Annotated in this window: 22 protein-coding genes; 6 read left to right on the forward strand and 16 right to left on the reverse strand. The window is 36.5% G+C overall.

Annotated elements, in window-relative coordinates; genetic code table 11:
- Window positions 1–196: 196 nt before the first annotated feature.
- On the forward strand, window positions 197–1,600 hold the full coding sequence (locus ORI89_RS11895) for an AAA family ATPase (protein ID WP_268230709.1): 1,404 nt from the start codon (window positions 197–199) through the stop codon (window positions 1,598–1,600).
- Window positions 1,601–1,777: 177 nt separating this feature from the next.
- On the opposite strand, the gene darG is transcribed toward ORI89_RS11895, so the two are convergent.
- From darG to ORI89_RS11945, 10 genes are read right to left on the reverse strand one after another with little or no spacing between them, the layout of a single operon-like run.
- Window positions 1,778–2,827, reverse strand: coding sequence for a type II toxin-antitoxin system antitoxin DNA ADP-ribosyl glycohydrolase DarG (gene darG, locus ORI89_RS11900; RefSeq protein ID WP_268230710.1), 1,050 nt, complete (start codon window positions 2,825–2,827; stop codon window positions 1,778–1,780).
- 2 nt (window positions 2,828–2,829) lie between these two features.
- On the reverse strand, window positions 2,830–3,468 hold the full coding sequence (gene darT, locus ORI89_RS11905) for a type II toxin-antitoxin system toxin DNA ADP-ribosyl transferase DarT (RefSeq protein ID WP_268230711.1): 639 nt from the start codon (window positions 3,466–3,468) through the stop codon (window positions 2,830–2,832).
- Between the two features lie 23 nt (window positions 3,469–3,491).
- A complete protein-coding gene (locus ORI89_RS11910; RefSeq protein ID WP_268230712.1) occupies window positions 3,492–3,896 on the reverse strand; it encodes an EcoRII N-terminal effector-binding domain-containing protein in 405 nt (134 codons plus the stop codon).
- 53 nt (window positions 3,897–3,949) lie between these two features.
- Complete coding sequence (locus tag ORI89_RS11915; RefSeq protein WP_268230713.1) at window positions 3,950–6,349, reverse strand: AIPR family protein; 2,400 nt, start codon at window positions 6,347–6,349, stop codon at window positions 3,950–3,952.
- 5 nt (window positions 6,350–6,354) lie between these two features.
- Window positions 6,355–7,317, reverse strand: coding sequence for a PD-(D/E)XK motif protein (locus ORI89_RS11920; protein WP_268230714.1), 963 nt, complete (start codon window positions 7,315–7,317; stop codon window positions 6,355–6,357).
- A gap of 11 nt (window positions 7,318–7,328) precedes the next feature.
- Window positions 7,329–10,379 (reverse strand): Z1 domain-containing protein, encoded by a 3,051-nt coding sequence (locus ORI89_RS11925; RefSeq protein WP_268230715.1) that lies wholly within the window; start codon window positions 10,377–10,379, stop codon window positions 7,329–7,331.
- A gap of 1 nt (window position 10,380) precedes the next feature.
- Window positions 10,381–11,913: an ATP-binding protein gene (locus ORI89_RS11930; RefSeq protein WP_268230716.1), complete on the reverse strand. Its 1,533-nt coding sequence runs from the start codon at window positions 11,911–11,913 to the stop codon at window positions 10,381–10,383.
- Between the two features lie 24 nt (window positions 11,914–11,937).
- Window positions 11,938–12,723 (reverse strand): DUF3883 domain-containing protein, encoded by a 786-nt coding sequence (locus ORI89_RS11935; RefSeq protein ID WP_268230717.1) that lies wholly within the window; start codon window positions 12,721–12,723, stop codon window positions 11,938–11,940.
- Window positions 12,724–12,742: 19 nt separating this feature from the next.
- Window positions 12,743–14,401 (reverse strand): DNA cytosine methyltransferase, encoded by a 1,659-nt coding sequence (locus tag ORI89_RS11940; protein ID WP_268230718.1) that lies wholly within the window; start codon window positions 14,399–14,401, stop codon window positions 12,743–12,745.
- The gene (locus tag ORI89_RS11945; protein WP_268230719.1) at window positions 14,402–14,620 is read right to left on the reverse strand and encodes a helix-turn-helix domain-containing protein; all 219 of its coding nucleotides are present in this window, start codon (window positions 14,618–14,620) and stop codon (window positions 14,402–14,404) included.
- A gap of 259 nt (window positions 14,621–14,879) precedes the next feature.
- Here ORI89_RS11945 and ORI89_RS11950 point away from each other — a divergent pair, with 259 nt between their 5' ends.
- Both ORI89_RS11950 and ORI89_RS11955 read left to right on the forward strand, forming a co-directional pair.
- Window positions 14,880–15,944 (forward strand): HNH endonuclease domain-containing protein, encoded by a 1,065-nt coding sequence (locus ORI89_RS11950; protein ID WP_268230720.1) that lies wholly within the window; start codon window positions 14,880–14,882, stop codon window positions 15,942–15,944.
- Between the two features lie 8 nt (window positions 15,945–15,952).
- A complete protein-coding gene (locus tag ORI89_RS11955; RefSeq protein ID WP_268230721.1) occupies window positions 15,953–16,324 on the forward strand; it encodes an HIT family protein in 372 nt (123 codons plus the stop codon).
- Between the two features lie 205 nt (window positions 16,325–16,529).
- On the opposite strand, the gene ORI89_RS11960 is transcribed toward ORI89_RS11955, so the two are convergent.
- Window positions 16,530–16,796, reverse strand: coding sequence for a hypothetical protein (locus tag ORI89_RS11960; protein ID WP_268230722.1), 267 nt, complete (start codon window positions 16,794–16,796; stop codon window positions 16,530–16,532).
- Here ORI89_RS11960 and ORI89_RS19280 point away from each other — a divergent pair.
- Window positions 16,768–16,872: a topoisomerase DNA-binding C4 zinc finger domain-containing protein gene (locus ORI89_RS19280; protein ID WP_442800883.1), complete on the forward strand. Its 105-nt coding sequence runs from the start codon at window positions 16,768–16,770 to the stop codon at window positions 16,870–16,872. The genes ORI89_RS11960 and ORI89_RS19280 overlap by 29 nt on opposite strands.
- Before the next feature lie 34 nt (window positions 16,873–16,906).
- Here the strand turns inward: ORI89_RS19280 and ORI89_RS11965 are convergent, their stop codons facing one another.
- Both ORI89_RS11965 and ORI89_RS11970 read right to left on the reverse strand, forming a co-directional pair.
- Window positions 16,907–17,863 carry a nucleotidyl transferase AbiEii/AbiGii toxin family protein gene (locus tag ORI89_RS11965; RefSeq protein WP_268230723.1) on the reverse strand — a complete coding sequence of 319 codons (957 nt, stop codon included), beginning with the start codon at window positions 17,861–17,863 and terminating at the stop codon, window positions 16,907–16,909.
- On the reverse strand, window positions 17,853–18,452 hold the full coding sequence (locus tag ORI89_RS11970; RefSeq protein ID WP_268230724.1) for a hypothetical protein: 600 nt from the start codon (window positions 18,450–18,452) through the stop codon (window positions 17,853–17,855). Before ORI89_RS11970 ends, ORI89_RS11965 begins: the two co-directional genes overlap by 11 nt.
- Before the next feature lie 367 nt (window positions 18,453–18,819).
- On the opposite strand from ORI89_RS11970, the gene ORI89_RS11975 reads away from it, so the two are divergent.
- Window positions 18,820–18,981: a DUF3427 domain-containing protein gene (locus ORI89_RS11975; RefSeq protein ID WP_268231058.1), complete on the forward strand. Its 162-nt coding sequence runs from the start codon at window positions 18,820–18,822 to the stop codon at window positions 18,979–18,981.
- Between the two features lie 270 nt (window positions 18,982–19,251).
- Window positions 19,252–20,139: an Mph(E)/Mph(G) family macrolide 2'-phosphotransferase gene (mph, locus tag ORI89_RS11980; protein WP_268230725.1), complete on the forward strand. Its 888-nt coding sequence runs from the start codon at window positions 19,252–19,254 to the stop codon at window positions 20,137–20,139.
- 103 nt (window positions 20,140–20,242) lie between these two features.
- Here the strand turns inward: mph and ORI89_RS11985 are convergent, their stop codons facing one another.
- The 3 genes from ORI89_RS11985 to ORI89_RS11995 all read right to left on the reverse strand — a co-directional run bounded on the left by ORI89_RS11985 (window position 20,243) and on the right by ORI89_RS11995 (window position 21,749).
- Entirely contained in the window at window positions 20,243–20,380 is a 138-nt protein-coding gene (locus tag ORI89_RS11985; protein WP_268230726.1) for a hypothetical protein, read from the reverse strand.
- Window positions 20,380–20,658, reverse strand: coding sequence for a hypothetical protein (locus ORI89_RS11990; RefSeq protein WP_268230727.1), 279 nt, complete (start codon window positions 20,656–20,658; stop codon window positions 20,380–20,382). The genes ORI89_RS11985 and ORI89_RS11990 overlap by 1 nt, the downstream gene beginning before the upstream one ends.
- Window positions 20,659–20,765: 107 nt before the next feature.
- Window positions 20,766–21,749, reverse strand: a complete 984-nt coding sequence (locus tag ORI89_RS11995) for a hypothetical protein (protein WP_268230728.1) — start codon at window positions 21,747–21,749, stop codon at window positions 20,766–20,768.
- Window positions 21,750–21,820: the final 71 nt, after the last annotated feature.

Below are 21,820 nucleotides of genomic sequence, written 5' to 3' on the forward strand. Positions count from 1 at the left end.
ATCCGCTCTTAGGAAACCTAAAAATAAGTCGATTGTGACTATTGGAAAGAAATCAACATTTATACAGTATAATATTTTTAAATACCGACGATTAAAGCCGCCATTGAAAATGGTATTCTTTTCTAACAAAATTGAAGATTTATAATGTATCTTCGTCACATGCCCAATTAGATACATTTTGAATCACGAAATAATCATGAATTTATTAAGTAAAATCTACAAAAAAGATAAATTAGAAGATATTTTCACACCAAACACGATTGCTAAACTAACTTATATTAATAGGAGTATTGTTGAAAAGGATTTAGAAAAATATCTTTCTCTCCCAGGAAAGCAAATTATTGTTTACGGACATTCAGGAAGTGGCAAGACAACTTTAATAAGAAAATCTCTAAACAATAAAAGGCAAAATTTCATTAAAACACACTGTGAATCAAAAACTACTTTTGACGATTTACTGTTACAAGCATTTGATGATTTAAATAAATTTTATATCCACGAAAAAAACAGCAATTCACAATATTCAATCTCTGCTGAACTCAAAGCAGAATATGCTGGTTTAAGTAGTAAAGTAAATGAAACAAAAAACACCAGTCATGAGAAAAAAGAGACTCGAATCGTTCCAATACAACTAACCCCCCAAAAATTAGCACAATTTCTAGGTGAAATAAATTGCGTTTGGCTAATTGAAGATTTTCATAAAGTTGCTGAAATTGAAAAGCGACGAATTGCTGATGTCGTCAAAATATTTATTGATACAGCTAACGATTATAAAGAAGTTCGAATTATCTGCATTGGAGCTGTCGCCACTGCGAGAGAATTAATAGAACTTGACAACAACTTAAACAACAGAGTAGCGGAACTGCAAGTTCCTTTATTAAGTGAGGATGAAATATCGCAAATTATAAATAAAGGTTTTAGTCTGTTGAATGTGAATATCGATGATAGTACGAAAGAAAAAGTTGTGTTTTATTCCAATAACTTAGCCGCCATCGCCCATCAAATTTGCTTTGATTTATGTTTTGATTCAGAGATTAGAAGTTGGAGTTTTTTCAAGCGAAACATAAAAACGACGTCTTTTAAAGAAGCTGTAAATTCTTATGTAAGAAAAAACTCTGATACATTCACAAAGATATATGACACAATTATACGTGAACCCTCTGGATGGAATATTTTAAAAACTTTCGAGAATTCAGCCAAAGAAATGTTAAGCTTTAACGAGATTAAAAATAAAATTCCTAAAAACAAAAGAATAGCGGACGAAGAAATGTTGACTTTTTTAAGTCAATTACAACTTCCTGAATATAAAGAAATTTTGAGGTACGATAGAAGTTCTCAAAAATACTCTTTAGCAAGTCCATTTTTCAAAGCATTCCTTAAAATGAAATTTGCTTTAGAAAAAACCGAACATTCTAACGCGATAAAAACAAGTGATAATAGACGGAATAACAAATACTCTATTGACTCATCTCATACTCAAGATTTCAACATTGACGAAGATTATTTCACTAGCTTTAATGAAATATTAGAGCGTCTTATTCTTGAAAGCGGAGCAAAATCAGGTAGAATTAGAATTAAACATACTCGACGTTTAAAATAAATATAATTTCGAGTAGGCAACGTAAAATAACTCATTCCTATTAGCATTTTATTTTAACAATAAAAGGACCAAGCTTCCTCCGAAATAGCTTGGTCTTTTTAATAATAGGCTGCAAAAGAGGTGTCAGGTCAAATCATCTTCGATATTAAGGTAATATGGGTTGCAAATTGACAATAGTTAGAACACCAAAATAGACTGATACTCCTTAAGATGTGTATATGCTAATTCGATATGCTCATCCTTAAAAAGATTAGCTTTCCTTTGATTCCATTTTTTTATATGATGTTTGATATCTTCGACCGATTTAACACTTTCCTGCTTACTAGCAAAGTCTACTGATGCTAACAGCTCCAATGCATAAGTGGTTTCGAAACCTTTGATCAAAGTTAAAACCGACTTAAGACGATCTAACTGTTGCGGTTTAAGCTGAGTATGTACATATTCCTCCACCTCTTGATATTTCTCATAATTGAGTAAAAGTGGTTCAAATGCTTTTGCTTCATTCTGTTCTAAGCCCTTAAGATAAACACCATTAATACTGTATAAAACATGATTCACCTGTACGGCATATGGTCCATAATGATGAGCTTGAAACTTTAACTTCAGATTCTCTCCGCTTTCCTGTAAAAAGTATGCCAACTTATTTGCGGAAAATAAACTACTAATATCTCCGACTGATTCGTAATGAAACATCAAGTATAAAAGCATGGCTTTCCCCGGAGTCAGTTTTTTTGTTGTTGTTGTATTTTTCTCAGATTGGAGTATTTTTTTGATTTGAACGTTAGGTTCGTAAACATACACATCAATCCCTAGATCTCCTAGAGCACTTATAATCATTGGCTTAACAATATTCCAATCAAGCCCTCCATTACCACAACCTAAAGGTGGAATAGCTATGCTTTTAATATTATACTCTTTGATAGACTCTTTTAAAGCTTCAAGCCCTTGTTGAATATAAGAGATCTCTGAAGGTGATCGCCAATGTTCTTTGGTTGGGAAATTGATAATATATTTTTCACACAATATATCACCATCTTTGACAACCAATAGCTCTCCAACTTTCAATTCTCCTTTTTTACAGGCTTCCTTATAGACTTTATAATTATATGGATATTGGTTTTTAAACTGCAAAGCAATCCCCTTGCCCATAACACCCACTGTATTGACAGTATTGACCAATGCTTCAGCATCTGACTGTAATAAATCCCCTTTCAAAAACTTTATCATACCTAATAATATAATCTTCCCTCAACTGCAACAACAACCGGGATATCTAGTCCTAAGTTACGGACAATATCTTCAATTTCTATTTTTTTCGCCTCGTTTTTCACAACAATCTTATTGATATAACTAACAGGAATGTGACTCTTTACTAAAAACTCAGCCTGTTTAAAGTCTCTTCGCTGAAAATCGTCCTCTGTATTTCTCCAATCCTTAGCCTTAATAACATCCCATCTGAGTCTATGTAAATCACTTGGATTTGTCGAAAAATTTGCCAATCTTACTTTAGCATGTCGATCAGTAAAAACATATTGGAAACCATCTTGTATAATATGAGCACTGTCCACAATTATAAATACAATATCTTCCTGTGGATAACGCTTTACACCTCGAAGTCCATTAGCTATCATGAATAACATCGGGGATTGTCCCCAGAAATAAAAGGGTATATACTCACCTAAGGTGCCATAGCCATTAATAGGTATGACATAATCGTTACGATCTACAATCAATTGTTGATGCCCAATACTAATGTAATTAGGATCGATATTTTCATGATCTTTACAGCATAGGCCATGAGTCAAAATATATTTGATATTACGCCAATGCACCATGCGAAAGAGGTAAACTGGATCAGGAGTAGCCATTTTATAAACAAAGATATAAATTATTAAACACTAGTCATACCAGTCAAAAATTTTTTAGACTGTTGTTCATCGAAAACAAAACCGATATATTCGTCATTAGTCAAAACTAATAGTAAAAAATCACCCGTTGTAAATTTTCGATTGAGACGGGTGATTCTGAACTCTTCCGTACCAAAAGCCTTTCCATAATAAATAAAATTGCATAATGAAGTCAGTTTCGAATCATACCATAAGATCTTGATGTCGGCATGTACATTCTCCCCTTTCTTAAAAGATTTAGGAAATAGTTTTTTTCCATCGTCCATACGTACGTATATCCCGCTCTGGTGTGAACCATTACTACCAACATCATTTGGTGTTAGATATTTATAAAAATAACCATCACTATTGACGACACACTCCAGAGCTTTCGCAACTATATCTATCATAATTTTTAAATATTATGTCTAATAATAATCAAGTAATATCGATAAAACCTACCCTACTGCAATTGTAAGCAAGAACATAGGCTATAAAGTTCCTTCATCGTAGGAGCCTCACCTCTATGTAGGGCATTGCCTATTTCGTCCAATACGGAATAGTATTTAGCATTCTTGGCTTTGAAGATCTCACGCTCGCGCTGGAAGACAGATCTAATATCTTCATTATTCTCAATGCAATTATTGTAACGGGATAGGACAAAATCGTAAGCTGCTAACCATTTGCTTTCTTCCTTAACAGCAATCTCATCAAAAACATGAGGCTGTGAAACTCTAACTTCATTCAGATATTCCATCTCAAATGCCCGTAGATTGTCGGACAGATCTTCCTTGTTATTAATCAATGATATGATATTGTCAAACTTATTCTGCTGATTGGCTGTGAAGCTTCTACCCAAAAGAATTCCTAGTTTCTGATAGTATGCTGCAGTCTTATTATATATCAATACATTTTCATAAAGTTTGGAAAAGTTTACATGTTTTCTTCCCTTCGCCGTCTTTTCTGCTGCTTTTTTGGCGTCTTTGGATGTCAACAAACGAGATATTGATGTTTTAAACAAATCTGATTCAATAAACTGTTTGATCTCAATCGATTTGCTGATAGCATCCCATAGTTCTTCTTTCTTAGAATACTCGCCCAAGTCATCGCTCAACGCGTACTTTTTAATCAAATTATTCATCAAATCCATAAGACTGTAGGTCATCTCTAAAAACGATTCGTCAAACTGCTCCTGCTTCCAAATTTTGGCTAAATCGAAAATCATATTTGGTTTTATATTACCAGCATATTTGTAAACAATTGCTATAGAGTATGGTACTACCGCAGATCGCAGCTGACCTAAAGAGTTTTTACCTGCCCCATACTGCTTTTCTAAAGTTCTGAAAAGCATGATCCTAGCAATAGTTTCTTCAAAGAAATCTCGATCGATCGTAGGAGCTTTTTTCTTTTCTCCGCCGGAGATTATTTCAATGAATGACCTAAAGATCTTCTCTCCTCCTTTTTTGACCATATAGGGCTGATCTCCCCAAGACATATAATACTTAGCCAGCTCTTCTTTTGAAAACCGCCTCTCTTTAGGGTACTCGTTATTGATCCTAGTTTTGGCTGCCGGATTTTTCCGGATCAATGTATTGAACTCGCCCTTAAAACGTTCGAAAAACCATTTCTTTCCAGTAGGTGTTAAGGTACTTTCAGAAACTGCTTTCAGCTTGACCAGCTGTTCATTTCGAGACCGTAGATCGGTAGACGAAACCTTGGACTGAGCATTTGAATAAATACTGATCTGCGATATAAATTCATTAAGCTTATCCTCATCGGTATTCTTAGCAACATTAATTTTTGCCATTACCCGCACTTTCGAGATATCAAGTCCCTCTTTTTTGGAAAAATATATAGATGCTGTAGTCTGTCCACCATTCACGATCTGAAAATCTGTAAGAGACTTCAAAATATACTGTCCATTACTCTCTTTAAGCTCTGAATCTACGGCTGTAATGGTCATTCCGTTATTATAAGCGATAAAAAGCTCCGGTGTCTTCTTAATGGTATCACGAATACCTTGATTGACTCCTTTAAACTGAAGAAACGACCGTACGTTCTTTTCGAGAATACGTGTACTGTATTTACGATACAATTCAGCAATCAGTGCCGCAGGAAGTACACATAAATAAGATTCGAAATGTTCTTCGTCTGCTGCTTTCAGAAGATGTATCTCTTCAGGATATAGATTTTCGAAGTTGACTAGTAGAACCTCCCTATTTCCTTGGGAGATAAGAACATTATATATAAAATTAAGATCAATAAGTCTTTTAAAGACACTTATTGATTTGGATCGACTTTCCTTTCCAACCGTATATTTAACTGTAATACTATCATCGTCAAACTCAATCTTCTTTGGCTGCGGCTCCGCACCTCTTTTTTCTACCGTGATGGCCGCAGATACTAAGAATATTTCGATAACATCGATTTGTTCTAACCCCGCTGTAGAAGATAAAAAATTGACAAGAGCTTTGACCGGACTGGAATCTTGTACATCTTCCTCAAGGTGCTTCTTTATTGCTTTATTAACAAATTTTACAGATCTATTAAACTGTTGGTCGTAAAGACTTTTTTGCGAAATCAATAGATTTTCCTCTTGTCGCCCTAAATCAATCGACAATTCGTCTACAAGAAATATCTGCAGTCGCTCGCCAGATTCATTGATCACGTACCCATTAATCTTGAGATTATCGCTTTGTCCTAGATGAAAGGAATCATTGTAAATCTCGGAATCAACTAGTTTAGCATCATTAAGGAATGGCATTACATGGGTCAAAAAGTCCTGTTGAGAAATAAATTTTTCGTCGTCTTGACATTCTTCTAATAAATCTATTCTATACTTTAATAGTTCACTGATCTCCATATTAACTAAAGGGATTGCTCTTTTTTAATAAATTCGGTTAAATTGGTCAGACGGATTTGGTAACGCACTTTATGTATACTCTGAGAGATTAAATCTCTCTTAAGTCTTGGAAATCCATCTGCTAAACAGTCATAAAAGACTATTTTATCTACTTTATATCTATAGTTGTCATAACTTTCTAGGTCATTAAAACTGATGTTTTTTTCCTTCAATCCTTCAACGATGAATGAAAGATCTCCTCTGGAAGCTATCACTTTATCTTTTATACTGTTAATAAGATCTTGAAGAGAAATACCCTCAATATAGTTCTTATCAATATCAATGATGACCAATTCTAATGACTTTCCTAAATCTTCCTGTAACTGGTATTCACTTGAAATATTAATATCGAGCGAGCGACCGGGTTTGGTTTTTACTTCAAAGTCAATATCTGGAAATTCGAAATCATGTCCTTTATCATAAGGCCCTACCCAACTCTGCTCTATCTCTGGAATTGTAAATCTTGGTGAAGACTGAGATAGTAGGTAATCCATAAAGCAAAGTTCTCCAAAAAGTCCTATCAGAATCTCTTCGGATAATTTGGCACCTCGCTTCTCATCAAAGAAATAGGCCCAGCGATTGAAGGTTCTAAAAAACTCTTTGACACAAGCTTCATCTTCTTCAATTTGGTGAATTTTATTATATATTGAAATCACAAAATCATTAAAAAGATCCCAAAAGTATTCGTCAAGGACACGGATAATGATCCGATCTTCTACTGGAAGATACACTATAGAAAGATTCGAAAACTCGTTTTTGTCCAGATACTCTTCTTTTAAGCTAATAGCCTTCAAAGTCAGACAACGTTTTCCATCGGTATCAATTCCTATAGAAAGATCTGGTTTACAAACCGAATCAATCCGTAAGATCTTTATAGCGCCGTCCGGGTGTATAAGTTGCCACTTTTCATTCAAAACAAATGCATCCATATTATTCGGCATTAAACATTTTCACTATCATGCGGCAGAGGGGCATCTGGATCATCCCCATCTCCTATATCTTCTGATTTGTCATAGTCCCCGACTACATACTCGCCTCCTGGATCAGGATCTATTTTAGGGAAGCCAATGGCTATACCCACTAGTGGCACTTTTGGAGTTTTATCAAAACCTCTTTGTATGTAAGAAGCTTTCATGTCTTTTGTTTGATCTTTATCATCGACACGATATACAGCTTTCATATCCATCAAGTAAACAACTATAAGCCCATCTTGATCAGACATCTCTTCACGATAAATACGCTCAGGTGGATTTAACTTTTCTGCTTTTTCAAGCGCAAGTTTCTCATTATCTGCCTTACCTTTTTTTAGATAATATTCAGTCTTTTCGTTAATAAATTTTTGTTTGGCCTCTACTTTTTGAGATTCAGTCAAAAGTAAAGAGAAGTCTTTTCCCGAAGATACAATATTGGCCGATCGGTTACCTGCAGCGAAAAGCCCTTTGTTGATAAAATCATTGTAATATACATCGTCTTTTTTAGGCCCTGTGCGTACAGTCAATTCTATCCTTTCGGAAAGTCCGGTTTCATCTGTCTCTAAAAAAACGTTAGAAGCCCCTGTTAATTTAATAGCAATAGTCCAGTTTCTTAAGAAATGTTTCTCTTCACAAATCTCAATGAATTTAGCAATACTGGACATTTCAAAATCACAGTAATTATTTGGTAAGTCAAGGAATTGCAATGCTCCTTTTATATCGGTACGGTGTATCAAAAAGTCATCCTTGAGCTCCAAATTTTTACCTTCGAAATAATTTCTAAAGCTATCCCAAGTGTTTGATACTTCTGTTGCACTGGAAACATTAAACTTGGTAGTCTGCACAAGTTGATCCTGATAAGACCATTTGACTTCATTTGTCTTTTGCAGAATAGATGGTCTTGTAATTTTGAGTGTGCCTGGATGCTTACGTACGCGCAGTTCATAATCTTTTGGTTGCTTGCCTTCCCGTCTCATCTTTGTGAATTCGATTTCTAACTCTTCGATTGCTCGGGTCGTGGAATCAAATTTTGATACTGCATCTGATGTTGTAAATATCTTACAACAGTCCAAATAACCTGGTCTATAGCCGAACCAACGTCCCATCTGTAATAGTGTGTCAGAAAAATTAGTATTTCGCAGGAAGTAATTGATCGTTAATCCCTCTAAAGTAAAACCTCTAGATAACCTATTTCCTCCAACAGCGATATATTTTGCGCCTTTTCCAAACTGATCTTTCTCATAAACCAGTTTATCGCCAGTATCACTATTGACAGCCACAACATTTATTCCTTTTATGGATTCGTCCAGAAGATGCTTCAGGTCATTGAATGTTCTAGGTAACAGAAATTCGTCTCTATAATCATCCGCTACATGGTCTTTTATATTCTCAACAATGTAAGCGTAATACTTATACCAAAGCTTTTGGAAATAACCGTAGATGGAGTTTTCGGATGTAGGCAAATCGCTAGTAATCCTACCCGCAATTTCATTTATTAGTTCCTGTATCTTGTCCTTAGTTTTATTCTGCCAAGGTATAAACCGAGAAACATGAACCAGCATTGTGTGATGCGGGTTTGAAATAGATGAGCCCGTCATCGCAAATTGTCTACTATAACGTAAAGCAATACTCAATATAAAACATCCAACAGCATCCTTTAAAGATTCTGGCAACCCTTTTGGGAAAGTGTCAGTCTTCTTGGCTGCTCTGGTTTTAGTGTCGCTTGCAGATGCAGGGCGAATAACACCATCCTTTTCTACGACACGCTCCGGAAAATAGGTATTATAATCATAGATCGTCTCAATGATTGGCAACTTCTTCACATCATCATCATAGACGGTCTCAAACAGCTGTTTTGCGCCTATATAATTAGATGGATTCTTTAACAGTTCGATAAAGTCATCAGGATATATGTTGTCTACCAGTGAAAACTCTCTATTAACAACCTCACCGTTTACTTTATCTTTTATAACCCACTTCTTTTTACCTAACTTATTGCGATCTGCCAGAACATTCGCAAAAGGGGTAGCTGTATAACCGAGGTAGGATTTTTTTGTAAATAAGGCTAAAATAGCCCGAATATGACCATTTATTGTACTGGCTTCTTCTATTCCCTTTTTACCGAGGTTATTTAAAGAAGCATTATCAGCTTCGTCATCTACGATCAATAAAGGCAAATCATGTTTGTCTTTTCCTTCTGGCAGATGTTCGTTCAACCATAATAAAAGATTCTTTAATACACCTGAATTCTTTTTGCATACAAGAATGTTTCTCCGATCCAAAGGAAAATCAGCCTCCTTTAAGGTTTTCTTAAAGTCTGATTTATAAGAGGTCGGCGTAGTAAGTTGGATCTCGGTAAAGTTTGAAATACTACCAACTCCTTTTACTCCCTTCTTCTGGTTCTTTTTATCTATAATACCATAACCAATAACTTCTTCTTCAACTCGCTCCTGCGTCTGAGCTCTTAAATCCTCCATAATGCCAGACAGCACTATAATTAACTTATAACCACAGTCGACCGATCGATTGATAACAGCATTAAAATTACCAGTCTTACCGGACTGAACACTACCAACAACCATCCCTTTACAATAATAAGGCACTTGCGAGTCAGGATCTCCAAGCTTTTCCATAATACTTTCTGAAGACAATCGTATTGACTCAACAACTTTATCCGCTCGTCCTTTTTGTTTAAGGTACCTAAGGTATCTTTCTAAATAGTTTTCGGTTCTTGTGTTGATTTCATTCTTTCGTTCCTCTGTCAACCAGAAAGGATGATTGGTTTTTACAATTGACTCTGAATCTTCAATATTAATCGGGTGTACAGATAAATATTCTTTGACAGCGATATTATAAGCGTGATTTTTTGAATCTTGATCCAACTCAGCAAACTCACTGGAAATAATTTCCATTTTAGTAAAAACACTATCCTTTATTTCTCCAAATATAGAATCAACAACTTTCTCGTAGCTTTTTAATGCCTCCTTAATAAGGGCTTTGATCAGTTCTAAGTAGTTCATATTACTGTATAAGGTTTAAAATTGATTTTGGTATCGTATTTGCCTTTATTCCCATATTAGGAATAATCGAGTTTTTGATAACATCTTTCGATATTCCTGAAGAGATCAGATGTTTTATAGTATCAAGGAGGGTCTGCTCTTCGTTGGGCGAATTAATTTCTATTTTCTCAAAGTCAACATCCTCATACACTTTTCTAATTTTATTGACTTGGGTATTGATCATACGTAATAGCATACGTAGATTAGATTGATCTTTTGAACTGATTGAAGCTAAGAGAGTCTCAACCAAGGGAAACTCTTCGTTTATTTCAACTAGTGCTCCCTTATTAGTAGCTTTCCTTTGAAAAAGATCTATACTGCTTTTAGTATTGTTACTCGCTATTCTCTTTATTCCTCTATTGAAATACTCTTTCTGCGCCTCTTCTTTTAACTCAGATATATATCGATAAAAGGCTTTCCTTAATTCATACGGAATCTTAATCTGTGATTTAGAAACATTAAGATGTATCAGGTGATCAATCTTATTTCCCAGATCTACCTTCAATCTCGCTAGTTGAAGATTGGCTGATTTCCTAATTAGTCCATTCCATCCACCAAAAAGTATGATCCTGTCCGCTCTGTAAATATAAATTCCTTCTAAATCCAATAGACTATTGAACTTGGTAGTCCATATCGATGTAGCTTGTTTAGATTCGTCTATACTCCGCACCGGTAGCACATAACCCTCGAGCTTAATGGCTTCACCATTAAATAATGCCTGCTTAGGTACCAAAAGGCGAAGGTCTGGAACATCGTTTGGAAAAGGACTAAATGGTTGAAGTACCTTGTTATTTATCCTAATTGAAAAAGGTTTTTTCTTGCTCTCTAGAAAACGATGAAAAACCAGCGATAAATAATCTGAAGTAACCTCAGCTATCTCTTTTTTTATTGCTTTTAACCCGTTTTCGTGACTAAGATATGTTTCGAACTTGAATAACCCATCCCAAAGAATAATTGTATTGGGTTCGAAGTCTTTTACTCCATTTAAATATTGCTCAGACAATAAATTAAATTTCTCCAGAATATAAGTGATTTCTGCTTGCGTGTTCACTATAACACGCCATTCGCCTACATCTTTTAAGTAATCAACATCCCATGTTCTAGCATTGTACGAACCGCTTCCCTTTTTTCTCGATAAAACGGTAAACTTTCTTGTTTGCGAAAAAGAAGCAGTTTTCATCCCCAATCCAAATCGTCCTAGATCAACACGATCCCTATTAGACTCCATCAAAGAACTAGGAAACTTCATATTCTGAATCAACTCCAATTCTGTCATTCCATCTCCATCATCAGCGATGAATAACTTAAACCTAGGCCCCTCTAGATCCGTAAGAATCTCTATATTGGATGCTTTTGCCGAAATAGAGTTATCTATCAGATCTGCTAACGCACTCTCTAAAGTATATCCCTGCTCAGAAATGGATTTGACAAGATATTCGGGATTAGGAATACTATCTTCAAAATTAATCTTGATATGGTCTGGATTTGTCATCATAGGGATAAGGGTTTTACATCTAGTTTATCGGAAAGCTTCGTTTAAAATCTTTTGGCTGACTGTCCAGCTTACTTGAATAGTTGTATACACATATTTTTCTGCTCCAATTCGCGCAGCAGGGTTTTGAAGAATTTGGACCTGAGGTACAGCTGAAACATTAGATATTAGACATAGATAGTAGTCATCTCCTATACGCTTTGCAACTTTCCATTCTTTGTTAGTGAATAATAAACCGCCTTCCTCACCATCTCTTCCCTTAACCTCGATATAAACGGTTTTAATTTTTGATTCGATTGAAAAGTCGTATCCTATGCCTAAATCACGACAGTCTTTTAATATTCCTTCAAAAGGAAGTTTCCCAGCAGTGAATTGAGTTATAAAAAACTCCTCAGCTGCGCGACCTGTTATTCCTCGAGGAACATAAACACCATCCTTTTTTAATTTAACATCACCATCTGAGACGATATTTTCCAGCTGTTTGATTTCTGGATCATCCGTTTTATGAGATTTAGAAAGAATATCTTTTACCAACTCATATATTGTTGACTCATCTAAATCGGCTAAAGCATTTGCTACAGCCAACCTACTTTTGGACAAAGGTCTTTGGTACCACCCTGCCCTATGTCCAAACAAGGGGTCAAATTCATCTCGCCAATTTTGTACAGTAGAAGGCTTAACATTTAATAATTCTCCTATCATAATATGCGTATCGCGTTGACTGCCATATCCAAGCTTTGCGTAGGCTTCTTCATTAAACCTAGCCAAGTAATAGGACACATATAATCCGATAAAATTATTCTTCTCTGCCATACATTTATACTAATTGCTTTTAATGATTGTCAAGTTCTTCGTGCAGCAGCTCTCCATTGTGTCTTCTCATCTGTTCAAAGATCTCGTTGACCACAATCCCTATTTGATAAGCTAAATAAGGCGGTACTGCATTTCCTACTTGATGATATTGCTGTGTCCTTCCACCATAGAAATAATAATTATCAGGGAATGTCTGTATACGTGCTGCTTCCCGTACCGTTAAGCTGCGAGCCTGGAGTGGATCATAGTGAATAAAATAATGTCCATCTTTTGATATATGACTCGTAACGGTTGTCGCTGCATCATCAGGTTGTTGAACTCTGAATCGATCATTAAATTTTCCAGACGTTGCGTTTTCGTGATCAGGCAATAAATCTTTTCCGGCTGCAGCATAATCAACCATTTTGGGAAATGTTCCTCTTTCTTGAGTAAATTTTGCAGCAAAGTAATACCGATAAATATCCTGTAACAAATGTTTTCTAGAGACATGGTGCGAGATACCTTTCAAATTTGAATCATAAAACCATTCGTGTGCCGCAGTATCCGACTCAAAGTCATAAGTATCAGAATGAATAAACTCCTTACCTAAAGAGCTGGCAAGTCTGGTTCTTAAACCCTGATTCTCTAACTTTCCCGAAAGTTTTCTATCAAACTCAAGGATACTATTTTTCCAAGTATCAAGCGTATCGTTAACTCTTGTGTAATTTCTTTTCTTTTTACGTTTTCCATCATGATCCACAATCCATTCAGCCGAATCAAAAGATCTTGTAATACCACTTCTCAACTTTGGCAACCCGCCTATAACACTTCTTAAGGTTACCACTTCTTGCGGAATTAGTATATCTGGAATAACATTAATATCAGTACGTATACCTAACAAAATGACCCGATGTCTCTTTTGGGGAACACCATAGTTTTCTGACTTAATCAAGTAATCTTGAGGACTAAATACTGGTTCGTTATTGTGTAAATCTATATCTCTTGATAAGGTAGATAATGAATACACGTGATAGCGTACTCTATTCTCGTCAACTATTTCTACAAATGGAAGAGTGGGATCTCTTAAATCAGTTAGAATTTTAGAAAAGATACTTTCATTTCCTATGGTTTTGGCTGATAATAAACCTTTGACATTTTCCATAACAAAGACCGCAGGACTATGTTCTGCAATAATTCGGAGATACTCCTTGTATAGCCCTACCCTTTTATCCTTATCTTCGTCAAGAACAGTTTCTTGACGACGTGACCGACCTACTAGCGAATAAGCTTGACAAGGCGGACCACCAATAAGCACCCAATCTCTCTGCCCATTTAATGCACGTACTATACGCCTGTCTATTTCTTCATTGGTCGTTGCATATGGGTCGCCATTATCAGCCGTACCTAATGTTGCACACCAAGCTTCCTCGTCTGCTTCTCTAAATTGCTCAGGATATTTTGTATAAAGTTCGTTCAAAGTAATATCTCCTCTTACGAACTCATAATATTCACTAGGAACTTTACCTTCTGGAAATTTTCTAAAAAAACTGCGCAGTCTCAGGGTTTGATGTGCGTAAGGATCTTTTTCAATCGAAAGTTTTATCTGAAAAACACGATTATCATCATTATCTAAAATAGATGAAAAACCTTCTCCTAATCCTCCTGGTCCTGCAAATAAATCAATAATAGGAATTGGCATCTACTCGAAATCTTCGTGGTTAAAAAAATCCTTTACTGTTGATCCTAAAGTGGTAATCAATTTTTCCAAATTGACCACAGAAATATTTCTCTTACCATTTTCCACCTCACTTATATACGTTTTATCAACATCTGACTCATAGGATAATTTCTCCTGTGTCAAGCCTTTATTGGTTCTTAAATCTTTGATATGCTTGCCAATTCTCTCTTTAATATCCATACTGCAAACTCGACATTTTTCGACTATAAGTCAATCGGATATAAGTGAACTTTCTTTTATAAATACATTACAATTCTAATCAAAAAATGTATTCCTACATTTTCTTATTAAACACTCAACTAGGATTAATACAATTTAAAAAATCACCTTTCCCTCTCCTATGTAGACTTCCGGTATTGACCAAAATTATTTTAAGTTGTACCAGAGGCCATTGGTATATTATGATTTTCACACTATCCCTTTTTCGGAATTAAGAGATATGAATATTTCCTATATTAGCACTATGCACATATTCCCACCAGACCAACAATTGCCCACACAACACTTAGCCGCATGCTTCAACAGCACCTCGGCTACCTACAAATTCTATTGGTTGCTGGCTATATTAGACGCTATACAAGATGGGCAGCAGGAAGTAAATAAGCAACAATTATTTGCAGGCATGATAGCCAATGCGTGGTATACCGTAAACTACTTCAACGTATCTTTTGGCCAACAGGACATGATACAGCAGACTGTAAAGCAACTTAAGGATATTGAAGCAATCACAATTGATGAAAACCGTTTGCGAATAAAAGCGCAATTAGAAAGCTCGGACAACCTGACGACAAGAAAACTATTATTTCATTTTGACAAGCAAGTGCCCCACTGGTTTCTCAGCCCTTGGTATGCAGGCATGAACAATAAAGGGAAAATATATGAACTATCGCAGGCGGACATTAACAGCCCCATATATAAGCTGTATGCAGAGAAAATAGTTATATCCGACGGATGGTTTGCGTATTTGAGTAAGCACATCCGTATTATACGGGATTATGTGTACTGGAACCTTTCTTTATTCTTACAGACACGTAATCCGAACGTGCCGGATATCCCCAACAAATTGATAAAACCACCTTTGCGCAACTCGCTGACTAAGCAACGTAAATTTTGGGATTATGTGATGGAGGTGAATGGCCCTTTAAAATGTATTTATACAGGAAAAGAACTTTACAAGGCACAATATCACGTTGAGCACTTCGTGCCTTACAGTTTTGTGTCGCACGACCAGATATGGAACCTCATACCGGCAGATAGCAGCTTTAATGTGAGCAAAAGTAATAAGCTACCCGATTTGGAACGGTATTTTGAGCCGTTCTATACGATGCAAAATTTGGCATTACGCACTTATATTCGTGAGCGGCCTAAAGAAAAGCTATTGGAAGATTATTTTTATATTGGCACCGATTTGAGCGAGGGACTATCAAGAGAGAAATTTTATGATGTTATCAACCCGTTAGTGACTATTGCATCTAACAATGGATTTGAGTTTTTGTATAAATAATTGTAGCGATGGGGATCAATAACTTTTTTGAGATTGACCGAAACAGGCATATTGGTGAAACGCTGCATTTTTTCCTGATAAGAGACGGCTTTCCAGTGAGCCCCGGGCATACACTGATTATTACAAAGGCGCTGAGGGAAGATTATTTTGAGCTGACGCAGGAAGAAAAAGCAGACCTAGACAACGCTATACAACTAGCGAAGAAACTTGTGGAGGAAGAGTTTGCGCCAGATGGTTATAACATCGGCATGAACTGTGGCGAGACTGCCGGGCAGACGGTGTTTCATTTTCACTGCCACCTTATCCCCCGCTTTAGCGGCGACATGGAAGACCCTCGAGGTGGTGTGCGGTATGTGATACCGAGTAAAGGGAGTTATTGAGAAAAGTTGATTGTTTTGTCACAAATATTTAATGTTTTTGTGACAAAAATAAGATTAGAGTTTTCATATTTATTTCAGTAAAAATTAAGTTAAACGAATCGCTTAGTTTTCACAACAGTCTTTAATTCCTCAATTTTACTGCCGTACTAAAAATAGTTTCTTATAATAACGCAATAAGTGTTAAAAGCACGAATGTAAACATCCACTAACTAGTTTTTGCTAAATTATCCTTTTGATAACGCTCGACTTTATTCCTAAGATCTAATGTAGATGCCTGTATGGATGGGCCATCGGTGATCACGATAGAGGCTTCGGAACGGTGATAGGGACTTGTCTTGTCCCGTGTAGCAGAAAGCCAGTTAAAAGACCCTTCGATCAATACGCTATCATCGATGAGGATAGTCTTGTTATGTACACCATTGGCAAGCAACAAAAGAATAAAGATGTGTCCATTTTGTAACACGAAACTCAACGCTAGAAAAGGAAAGTATGGCCCATTTTTAGGTTGTCCAAATTATCCTGAATGCAAATATACACAACGCAACTAGATATAAAATGTCACCACCTACTCTGCTGGATAAATTATAATCTATTTATATGCTCACGTATCCTCTCCAATATGTCATTAAATTCGGGCTGTCCTTTATAGTACAATGCAGCAGTGGCTTGGTAACGATCTTTGAAACGCTGACGTTGCTCAATAGACCCCAATAAAAACGCCTCATTTTCTCGAATGGGCACCTCCTGATCTTTCTTCGGGAATCTATCTTGCTTATGCAAAAGATAGGGTTCTGTACCGATAAAATGACAAATTTCATCAAAAGCTAGTAAGCAATACACATCATAATACTGACGCATTAAATTGGATCGCTCTTTCCCTGTTTCTTGCTCTTGTCTATATTTGGTAGCAATAGTTTGAAGTTTTTCGACCAGCGTATACCCCGGATGATAGCATGCGATATCGTAAGCTTTATTATCAATTAACTGTCCTCCTACCACTGATACAGCTTTGTCATATGCCCATGAACTAATATGCGTTAGTTTGTTGGGGGTTACTGTATCAAATCCCACCTCTAACAATATTCCTTCTTTTACCCCGTCTACATAATCGGTCTGACTTTCATACTGTAAACGAATACCACCACTACGATAATACTTCTTGTCATCAAATGCAGTATCGCGTTCAATACTTACGATTCCATCAATATTAATATTTTCTGCAAGCCAATCATAATATTCTTTTCGACTCTTAATCTGATTTGGCTTAGTCTTCTTAGGATTGGTATTAACGGCTAATTCTTTTGGTGGATGGATATGGATGTCAATGTCTTCAGAAAAACGTTGGATAAACTGGTACCCTTTAGATAAAGACGTTCCTCCTTTAAGTTCAAATTCTAATCCCATCTTTGTTAGACCATACAGAACATGCATAATCCAATAGTCTTTCTCGATAAGGTATGCTAATATTCCCGTTTCCTTTTCGAGAAGGCGTAAAAGATCACTAAAGTCTTTACGATCGTGCAGATAGCTAGTTCGCATATTGCTTCGGATTCATCTGCTGCAGTACGGGTTGTAATATTTTTTTGGTCTTGGAATGCCCGTACTCCCGAACTGCATATTTCAGTTTATTAAAATCCATCGTTTTTGCTTTAGCAAGAGTATTGTTTAAGACCATCTCCCGATCTTCAGCTAATGTATCAAGGTGATTAACCAAATCGACTAAAAGGAATTCGGATGTAGCTTTTTTAGGAAAATACGGTGTTTTGTGAAAGAAGAACTTTTTACCGTCTAAATTGATTTCACCATGGCGTTTATGATTGTATACCAAACGTTTATTGTATAGTTGAGTAGTACCTACATTTAATGCATTATAGCTGTTCGGTGACATCAATAAAAAATGATCATCTTTTAAAAAACTACGTACCAATACCTCATCTTCGGGCGGAACTGCGCCAAAAACAGATTGTTTGGGAAAATGATACAAACCTGGAGCTACTTTCTCGAGCGTCCCATCATCGACCAATTCTGCCAAATGCCGATCTACCGCATTAGAGTATTTAACCAACTCTTCTCTGCGATATACCTTACCTGGTTTTAGCTGTTTTTTAAATGCTGTGACTCTGTCCATAACCTGATCCTTTATTAAGCTATATATAAACAAAGATAAGAAACAAATATCCTATTTACAATATTTATAATTCAAAATTCATGCAATATAAAGACATAACACACTTAAATAAAACAGATTATAAAAACAAACTCCTAAGCTGACACATATTTTCGGTTTGGGGGATTAAAAATGATCTTCTACTTCCGGGAGTCTTCTTTTGGATAGAACATATGAAGTTTATAATATACCGTTTCAAAGTGTTCTAACCCTTCGAAGTGTAATCGACCAACTATTTCTTCTGTGTAATATCAATAAAATCGTGTTAGTAAATGATCAATACTTAGCATTGTCTTTTTGGTGATTTTGTGAAATTCCAATATTATTTATTAATCTGCAAAAATCAGAGGAGGACTTCTCTCCTACAACAATGTATGATGATTATGCGATAGATGAGAGTTTATTTCATTGGCAATCGCAAGGAAGAACTACTGATAACTCAGCCACTGGAATGTCGTATATCAAACAAGTGGAACTGAATAAAAAATAATTTTCTATCTTTACAACTATGTTATACTTCTATAATAAGGCTATGATGGCAAAGCCTTGGTTTTCCTAATCAAATAGTCGCCGAGATGGCTTCCATGCGACAGTAATTCTACTGTCTCACAATTAATTCATGTATCAGATTTTTGTTCCCTGATGGGAAATGTTTATCCATACGAAAAGAATATGGGTAAAGTGTTACACCTGTATATGACATTCAGAATGTCCTGTCGGGGCAACTGGTACCAATTTAATAAAACAAAACAGTATAGAAATGACAATCGAAGATATGCAAACATTAGCCCTAGAGCATGGGCTGAGAATTTCGGAAGAGATGAGCGTCAATGAGATGGGCATCGACTTTAGAGTTGCCTTTGTAAAGGAAGTCAACGGTGAGAACTGGGTACTCCGTATACCTCGAAGAATCGATATGCTTGAACAAATCGAAAATGAAAGTAGAATATTGGATTTAGCCAAAAGAAACCTGTCGATCAATGTTCCTGATTGGAAAATTATATCGGAGCGCCTAATAGCCTACCCTTTACTGGAGGATGCGCCTGCTCTGACATTCGATGCGATAACACATGAGGTATCTTGGAACATAGATCGCGATAGCATAGTTTATGTGGAGTCTCTGGCAAAATCATTGGCCGAATTACATCGTATTACAGCTGACGATGTGAGAAAGAGCAACTTGAAAATAATGACTCCAAGTGAATTGAGGACCGAAATAGCTGACCGTATTCACTTGGTGAAATCTGAAATAGGTATCAGCGAGCCGTTGGAAAACAGATACCGTAGATGGTTAGACAATGACCCTTTGTGGCCTGAATTCACTTGTTTCATCCATGGCGATCTCTATGCAGGGCATATCTTAACCTCAAAGGAAGGTAAGACCTCTGGTATCATAGATTGGTCTACTGCGCATATGGGTGATCCTGCACTGGACTTTTCTGGCCACGTATCGGTTTTTGGAGAGGATAGCCTGAAGCGTTTGATAACGGAGTATGCTAAACAAGGCGGAACGATATGGGATAGGCTCTACGAACAATCTATAGAGAGGGCTGCAGCAGCTCCATTAGCATATGGCGCTTTTGCGGTAGAATGCAACGACGATAATCATATCAATGCCGCCAGAGCAGCCTTAGGTGTTGTTCAATAAAATGAAGTGAGGATAGTCTTATACGGATATAGCGAAACACCCATAAAAAAAGCCATTTACTAAACTAAACGGCTGTGTATATTTTTAGCAGATGCTATCTTGCTTAAAGCTTTTCGATCTCTTCGACTGTCAGTTTAGTAAATTTCACAATCTGCTCGGTAGTTGCCCCATCTTTCTTCATAGCCTTGGAGATCTCAATCGCATTTTTACGTGCGCCTTTAGCCAGACCTTCAGCCTTCACTAAACACCTTTTAAAGCCTTTTCTAACTCGGCCTTGGTTAAAGAAAGTTTACTACAGATATCAGCAACACTAAATCCCAGTTCTTGCAACATCTCGATTTTTCCTTTAAGAATGCCAGAAGCCATACCTTTCTCAAGGCCAGAAGCCATTCCGGTGGCTATTCCTTTCTCAAGTCCGGTAGCCAGACCTTTCTTAAGCCCACTAGCCATTCCGGCTTGCATCCCCTTATCGAGTCCCTCTTTTTTTGCCTTATCCAGTAAATATTCACGAGTTCCCATGATAATACTCCTTCCTAAATTTTGATGATAGTGTTTATATTATATGGCCATCAAGAGCCCTTCGGGGTTAATTTCTATTTCTTGTTCAAGTTCACAATAAACCTTCACTAAACACCTTTTAAAGCGTTTTCTAACTCGGCCTTGGTTAAAGAAAGTTTACTACAGATATCAGCAACACTAAATCCTAGTTCTTGCAACATCTCGATTTTTCCTTTAAGAATGCCAGAAGCCAGACCTTTCTCAAGGCCGGTAGCCATACCTTTCTCAAGGCCAGTAGCCATTCCAGTAGCCATTCCGGCTTGCATCCCCTTATCGAGACCCTCTTTTTTTGCCTTATCTAGTAAATATTCACGAGTTCCCATGATAATACTCCTTCCTAACTTAATTTCTATTTCTTGTTCAAAGATACTCAATACCTGTTGGTTATCAAAACTCACATAATAAGTAAGAAAGTCATATAACCCTTGACGGGTAGCCTTACTCATCTTACGTTTCATCATTTCGTCGTACAGGTCGTGCTTGATGGTTTTCAGTTGTTCGTCATCAGCAGAAGTATGTCGAATATCTAGCAAAGCTGTAAGCACCACAACAGCAAAAGGATTGTCGTTAGCACGTAATGCGACTTCATCCTGGTCCAAGATTTTATAGCTTTTAAAATTATACTGAATTTTGGTATCCATAAATTCGCTCACATACACAGACGGACGGTAGCTTTTATTCCGATCGTTGAGGATAGCAATAGCTGTAACCGGAACTTGGTAGCGTTCGAAGATCTTGTAATAATAACGAAACATACGCTCGGCAAGATCACCTTTGCCCTTACTGCTCTGAACCTCGATATGGCATAGGATAAACTTCTCGCTACCATCTTTTAAGAATACCTTGACAAGCTTATCAACGTAACGCACACCCTTGCCCCCATTCTCTGGCGGAAAAAGGCTCTCGAACTCTTTGTCCAAGTAATCAAAAGGTTTGTCCAAATCGAACACCTCTGCAGCATCAGGAAACATGAACTGCAAAAAATGAGAAAAAGTTTGTTCGAGAATAGATTTCCACAAAAGGTCATCTACACGCCTAGATTTTCTAGTCATAACTGTTTATCAAATGGTTAACAACACAAACATAACAATTAAAAATGACTAAAGCTAATATTATTAGCAAA

The sequence above is a fragment of the Sphingobacterium sp. UT-1RO-CII-1 genome (assembly GCF_026711005.1).
Taxonomy (GTDB): Bacteria; Bacteroidota; Bacteroidia; order Sphingobacteriales; family Sphingobacteriaceae; genus Sphingobacterium.

Excerpts from the sequence above, each read along its gene's own strand:
- ORI89_RS11895 (WP_268230709.1), top strand. The coding sequence starts at position 197 with ATGAATTTATTAAGTAAAATCTACAAAAAAGATAAATTAGAAGATATT.
- darG (WP_268230710.1), bottom strand. The coding sequence starts at position 2,827 with ATGATAAAGTTTTTGAAAGGGGATTTATTACAGTCAGATGCTGAAGCA.
- darT (WP_268230711.1), bottom strand. The coding sequence starts at position 3,468 with ATGGCTACTCCTGATCCAGTTTACCTCTTTCGCATGGTGCATTGGCGT.
- ORI89_RS11910 (WP_268230712.1), bottom strand. The coding sequence starts at position 3,896 with ATGATAGATATAGTTGCGAAAGCTCTGGAGTGTGTCGTCAATAGTGAT.
- ORI89_RS11915 (WP_268230713.1), bottom strand. The coding sequence starts at position 6,349 with ATGGAGATCAGTGAACTATTAAAGTATAGAATAGATTTATTAGAAGAA.
- ORI89_RS11920 (WP_268230714.1), bottom strand. The coding sequence starts at position 7,317 with ATGGATGCATTTGTTTTGAATGAAAAGTGGCAACTTATACACCCGGAC.
- ORI89_RS11925 (WP_268230715.1), bottom strand. The coding sequence starts at position 10,379 with ATGAACTACTTAGAACTGATCAAAGCCCTTATTAAGGAGGCATTAAAA.
- ORI89_RS11930 (WP_268230716.1), bottom strand. The coding sequence starts at position 11,913 with ATGATGACAAATCCAGACCATATCAAGATTAATTTTGAAGATAGTATT.
- ORI89_RS11935 (WP_268230717.1), bottom strand. The coding sequence starts at position 12,723 with ATGGCAGAGAAGAATAATTTTATCGGATTATATGTGTCCTATTACTTG.
- ORI89_RS11940 (WP_268230718.1), bottom strand. The coding sequence starts at position 14,401 with ATGCCAATTCCTATTATTGATTTATTTGCAGGACCAGGAGGATTAGGA.
- ORI89_RS11945 (WP_268230719.1), bottom strand. The coding sequence starts at position 14,620 with ATGGATATTAAAGAGAGAATTGGCAAGCATATCAAAGATTTAAGAACC.
- ORI89_RS11950 (WP_268230720.1), top strand. The coding sequence starts at position 14,880 with ATGAATATTTCCTATATTAGCACTATGCACATATTCCCACCAGACCAA.
- ORI89_RS11955 (WP_268230721.1), top strand. The coding sequence starts at position 15,953 with ATGGGGATCAATAACTTTTTTGAGATTGACCGAAACAGGCATATTGGT.
- ORI89_RS19280 (WP_442800883.1), top strand. The coding sequence starts at position 16,768 with ATGTGTCCATTTTGTAACACGAAACTCAACGCTAGAAAAGGAAAGTAT.
- ORI89_RS11965 (WP_268230723.1), bottom strand. The coding sequence starts at position 17,863 with ATGCGAACTAGCTATCTGCACGATCGTAAAGACTTTAGTGATCTTTTA.
- ORI89_RS11970 (WP_268230724.1), bottom strand. The coding sequence starts at position 18,452 with ATGGACAGAGTCACAGCATTTAAAAAACAGCTAAAACCAGGTAAGGTA.
- mph (WP_268230725.1), top strand. The coding sequence starts at position 19,252 with ATGACAATCGAAGATATGCAAACATTAGCCCTAGAGCATGGGCTGAGA.
- ORI89_RS11990 (WP_268230727.1), bottom strand. The coding sequence starts at position 20,658 with ATGGGAACTCGTGAATATTTACTGGATAAGGCAAAAAAAGAGGGACTC.
- ORI89_RS11995 (WP_268230728.1), bottom strand. The coding sequence starts at position 21,749 with ATGACTAGAAAATCTAGGCGTGTAGATGACCTTTTGTGGAAATCTATT.